Consider the following 234-nt stretch of genomic DNA (forward strand, 5'->3'; position numbering starts at 1 on the left):
AGTGGGGTGGCCAGTTCAGCGAAAACGACACACAGCGGTATAACGTCAATGCCCAATGGGCAACCGACAACAAACAACTACAAGTTCTGGCGTCGGATTTTCAGACTGACGGTCCGCGCCGGCATAACTCCGCCGAGCGCCAGCAACAGGCTGTGCGCTGGTACCATCAATGGGATGATCAGAATCGCTTTATTATCCGCTACGATAATAACGATGCGCCACTATTGCAGGACC

1 pseudogene is annotated in these 234 nt (G+C 53.4%); it reads left to right on the forward strand.

The window, feature by feature from the left end:
• Positions 1-234, forward strand: a pseudogene (locus B3180_RS02540) (hypothetical protein); the annotation flags it as partial.

This window comes from Idiomarina sp. UBA4206 (assembly GCF_002383015.1).
GTDB lineage: Bacteria > Pseudomonadota > Gammaproteobacteria > Enterobacterales > Alteromonadaceae > Idiomarina > Idiomarina abyssalis.